Source organism: Streptomyces aurantiacus JA 4570, assembly GCF_000414115.1.
Taxonomy (GTDB): domain Bacteria; phylum Actinomycetota; class Actinomycetes; order Streptomycetales; family Streptomycetaceae; genus Streptomyces; species Streptomyces aurantiacus_A.
On the sequence record NZ_AOPZ01000321.1, the window covers coordinates 1 to 4,469 of the forward strand.

Annotated in this window: 5 protein-coding genes; all 5 read right to left on the reverse strand. The window is 70.2% G+C overall.

All coding sequences use genetic code 11. The features are described 5' to 3' along the window. Positions 1 to 40: 40 nt before the first annotated feature. A complete protein-coding gene (gene obgE, locus STRAU_RS28025; RefSeq protein WP_016643788.1) occupies positions 41 to 1,489 on the reverse strand; it encodes a GTPase ObgE in 1,449 nt (482 codons plus the stop codon). Between the two features lie 140 nt (positions 1,490 to 1,629). Beyond that, the gene (rpmA, locus tag STRAU_RS28030; RefSeq protein ID WP_030362615.1) at positions 1,630 to 1,884 is read right to left on the reverse strand and encodes a 50S ribosomal protein L27; all 255 of its coding nucleotides are present in this window, start codon (positions 1,882 to 1,884) and stop codon (positions 1,630 to 1,632) included. A gap of 14 nt (positions 1,885 to 1,898) precedes the next feature. Then, on the reverse strand, positions 1,899 to 2,219 hold the full coding sequence (rplU, locus tag STRAU_RS28035) for a 50S ribosomal protein L21 (RefSeq protein ID WP_016643790.1): 321 nt from the start codon (positions 2,217 to 2,219) through the stop codon (positions 1,899 to 1,901). A 236-nt stretch (positions 2,220 to 2,455) separates the two neighbouring features. Then, entirely contained in the window at positions 2,456 to 3,826 is a 1,371-nt protein-coding gene (locus tag STRAU_RS28040) for a phospholipase D-like domain-containing protein (RefSeq protein ID WP_037662393.1), read from the reverse strand. 259 nt (positions 3,827 to 4,085) lie between these two features. After that, positions 4,086 to 4,469: hypothetical protein (locus STRAU_RS28045; RefSeq protein WP_078621519.1), on the reverse strand; the 384-nt coding region annotated here is incomplete at its 5' end.

Genomic DNA, 4,469 nt, shown 5'->3' on the forward strand with positions numbered 1-4,469 from the left:
CGCCGCGGAGCGGCGGGGAATGGGTTGCCGCCCCCGCGCCCTAGAAGGGCTTGAAGTCGTCGTACGCCTGCTCCGCCTCGTCCCGCTCCGCGTCCCGGTCCCGGCGCCGCTGCGCGGCCGGCCGAGGCGCCTCGAAGCGGTGGTCCTCGCCGCGCCGCCCCAGCATCTCCGCGCCTGCGGACAGCGACGGCTCCCAGTCGAAGACGACCGCGTTGTCCTCGGGGCCGATGGCCACGCCGTCGCCCGCCCGGGCACCGGCCTTCATCAGCTCGTCCTCGACGCCGAGGCGGTTGAGCCGGTCCGCGAGGTAGCCGACGGCCTCGTCGTTGTTGAAGTCGGTCTGGCGGACCCAGCGCTCCGGCTTCTCGCCGCGCACGCGGTACACGGCCTCGCCCTCGTCCTCCTCGCGCGTGACGGTGAAGCCCGCGTCGTCGACGGCCTTGGGCCGGATGACGATGCGCGTGGCCTCCTCCTGCGGCTTGGCGGCGCGCGCCTCGGCGACGAGCCCGGCGAGCGCGAAGGACAGCTCCTTGAGGCCCTTGTGGGCGACCGCGGAGACCTCGAAGACGCGGTAGCCGCGCTCCTCCAGGTCGGGCCGCACCAGGTCGGCCAGGTCCTGGCCGTCCGGGATGTCGACCTTGTTGAGGACCACCAGGCGCGGCCGGTTCTCCAGGCCCGCGCCGTACTCCCGCAGCTCCGCCTCGATCACGTCCAGGTCGGACAGCGGGTCGCGGTCGGACTCCAGCGTCGCGGTGTCCAGGACGTGCACGAGCACGCTGCACCGCTCCACGTGGCGCAGGAACTCAAGGCCGAGGCCCTTGCCCTGGCTGGCGCCGGGGATGAGGCCGGGCACGTCGGCGATGGTGTAGACGGTGGAGCCGGCCGTGACGACGCCCAGGTTGGGCACAAGCGTCGTGAACGGATAGTCGGCGATCTTCGGCTTGGCGGCGCTGAGCACGGAGATCAGCGAGGACTTGCCGGCGCTCGGGTAGCCGACGAGCGCGACGTCCGCGACCGTCTTGAGCTCCAGGACCACGTCACCGGCGTCGCCGGGCTCGCCGAGCAGCGCGAAGCCGGGCGCCTTGCGGCGGGCGGAGGCGAGCGCGGCGTTGCCGAGGCCCCCGCGGCCGCCCTGCGCGGCGACGTACGAGGTGCCGTGGCCGACCATGTCCGCGAGCACGTTGCCCTGCTTGTCCATGACGACCGTGCCGTCCGGGACCGGCAGGACCAGGTCCTGGCCGTCCTTGCCGGAGCGGTTGCCGCCCTCGCCGGGCTTGCCCGCGGTGGCCTTGCGGTGCGGGCTGTGGTGGTAGTCGAGCAGCGTGGTCACGGACTGGTCGACGACGAGGATGACGTCGCCGCCCCGGCCGCCGTTGCCGCCGTCCGGGCCGCCGAGCGGCTTGAACTTCTCACGGTGGACGGAGGCACAGCCGTGGCCTCCGCTACCCGCGGCGACATGCAGCTCGACGCGGTCCACGAAGGTGGTCATGGTTCGGTGCCTCCAGTTACGTACGGAAATGTCTACTGCGTAACACGCGAAGGGCGGACCCGCTTCCCGGAAACCGGGAAGTCAGGTCCGCCCTCGCGAAGAAAACCGCTCTACGGTGCCTCAAGCCCTCGGAAAGAGGATCAGGCGACCGGAACGATGTTCACGACCTTGCGGCCGCGGTGGGTACCGAACTCCACCGCACCGGCGTCCAGCGCGAACAGGGTGTCGTCCTTGCCGCGGCCGACGCCCGTGCCCGGGTGGAAGTGGGTGCCGCGCTGGCGGACCAGGATCTCACCGGCGTTGACGGTCTGACCGCCGAAGCGCTTCACACCGAGCCGCTGAGCGTTGGAATCGCGCCCGTTCCGAGTGGACGATGCGCCCTTCTTGTGTGCCATCTTGTCTCAGTCCCTTACTTCGCAGCCGTGGGGATGCCGGTGACCTTGATCGCCGTGTACTGCTGGCGGTGACCCTGGCGACGGCGGTAGCCGGTCTTGTTCTTGTAGCGAAGGATGTCGATCTTCGCGCCCTTGTGGTGGTCCACGACCTCGGCCGTGACCTTGATGCCGGCAAGGACCCACGGGTCGCTCGTCACGGCTTCGCCGTCGACAACGAGCAGGGTCGAGAGCTCGACCGTGTCGCCAACCTTGGCAGTGGAAATCTTGTCAACCTCAACGATGTCGCCGACAGCAACCTTGTGCTGGCGACCACCGCTGCGCACGATGGCGTACACGCGGATCTCTCTCTCTCTCGCTCGGAACGGGACCCCCGCAGTCCAGCCGCCCCGCGCCGAGGGCACGAACGGCCTCTCCCCGATTACGTACGGACACGGTCCGTGCGGATTCCGGGAGGAATGAGGTTTACAGGGGTTGGGCGTGCATAGGAACACACCGACGGTCTAGGTTACGGGGCCCGCCCTGACGGGTCAAACCGGCCCTCACCTGGTGGGCTCGGCCCTCACCTCGGCCCTCACCCGGTGGGCTTCTCGCCGTCCGGCGGCAGCGGCTTCACGCCCCGGCACAGGTCCGTCTTGTCGCTGGTGCCCGGCCAGGCGACCTTCTTCACCCGGTCGAAGTGCTTGCGGTAGGTGTCGTGCACCGAGTCGTCGTCGACCTTCACGATCACCTCGTCGTTCTCGCGCAGCGCGGGCGCCGTGTAGTTCTGCGAGCCGGTGAAGGAGACCTTGTTCCGCTTGCCGTCGTACACACCGTCGATGAGGACGTACTTGCTGTGGATGATGTACGGCGTGGTCAGCTTCTGGCCGGGCGCGAGCGGGTCCCGGTCGTCGTTGTAGCAGCGCAGGGCCGGGCCGCCGGGCTTGTGCAGCGCCTCCCAGGTGCCGGGGGTGCCGCCCTGGCTCTTGGCGCTGTCCGTCTCGGCGTAGACCAGGTCCACGGCGCAGCCGGCCTTCTGCAGCGACACCAGCTTGTCGGCGATCTGCTTGCGCGTGACCTTGAAGATGGAGGCGCGGACCTTGGTCTGCCGCTTCACGCCGCTCGCGTCCTTGTAGGTGCACGAGACGTTGTTCAGGACCGAGTACATGGTGTCGGTCTCGTTGACGGTGCCCTCGCGCGGGAAGAAGTACGCCTTGTAGAGGCCGTTGCTGACCGTGCGGTAGTCCCAGGACCGCCAGTCCTTGCGGACCATCTCGTCGAAGTAGTCCGCGAACGCGTCGTACATCGCCGGGTTGTCCGGCAGCAGCAGCGCGTCGTTGAAGAACTTGGTGTGCGCGGACGGCGTCGAGTTCGACGTGGTCTGGACGACGACGTCCCGGGCGCCCTTGACCTCGGAGAACAGCCAGAACTTGTTGTGCATGATCGACTTGCCGTGGCGCGGGTCGCCCAGGCACGACTTGTCCTTGGGACACAGCGCGACGAAGGACTTCTTGGCCGCGTCCGTGCCGAGCGACGTGGCGAGCTTGGCGTACGAGGGGTTCGCCGGGCGGTCCGTACGGCTCGTCGAGTCGAGCAGGATCTGTACGTGGACGCCGCGCTCGCGGGCGTTCAGGAGCGCCTCGACGACCGGGGCCTCCCACACGTGGTAGACGGCGACCTTGATGGTGGAGCCGGGCACGGCGGCGTCGGTGAGCTGGATCAGGCGGGTTCGGATCGCGTGCTGGGCCTCGTCCGTGCCGAGCGGGTCGTTGAAGACCGGGCCCTCGGTCCAGGTGGGGGTGGCCGCGGCCGTGTCGTCCGGGGCCGCGCCCGCGGCGCCCGTGCCCGCGACTTGCAGGCTCGCCGCCGCGGAGAGCACCGTGGCGATCGCCGCGGCCTGCCGCCCTCCCCTGACCGGCTTCACGGCGCGGTGGCGGCCCGTGCCTCTGAGGCGCGACTGCGCCATGGTGCATCCCTCCCCTGACCCCGGCGCGCGGTCTCCCCCCGGCGCGTCCGCGTCATGTCTTCACTACCAACAACGTTTCTTCACGACCAGCAAACCGCATGAGTCTCACAGGTAAGCCTGCCAGTTCCAAGTGACCGCTGAAAACGGCGCATTGAGTGCGCGGACCGATCACACCGTGCCCCGACGCGCCGGTGCCCCCACGCGGCGGGTTCGCCGTGTGGGGGCACCGGTGTTGACGCGTGACCAGCCGTCAGACGGTTCAGCCGGCGTCGGCCGGGGCCGACACCGAGGCCCCCGACTGCTCCGCCGCGGCGGCCTTCTTCGCCGTCTTCGACGTCGCGGTCTTCGCCGCCTTCTTGGCCGTCGTCTTCTTGGCGGCCGTCTTCTTCGCCGCCGTCTTCTTGGCCGCCGTCTTCTTCGTCGCGGCCTTCTTGGCGGTGGCCTTCTTGGCCGTCTTGCGCGCCGTCTTCTTGGCGGCCGGAGCGGCTTCCTCGGCGGCGTCGGCGGCGGGCGCCTCGGCCTGGCCCTCGGACGGCTGCTCCGCGGCGGCCTCGGCGGGCTTGTCCGCCGCGGGGACGACCACGACGGCCGTCTCCTCGGGGGCGGTCGGCGCGGTCGCCTTGCGGACGGCACGGCGGCGCGG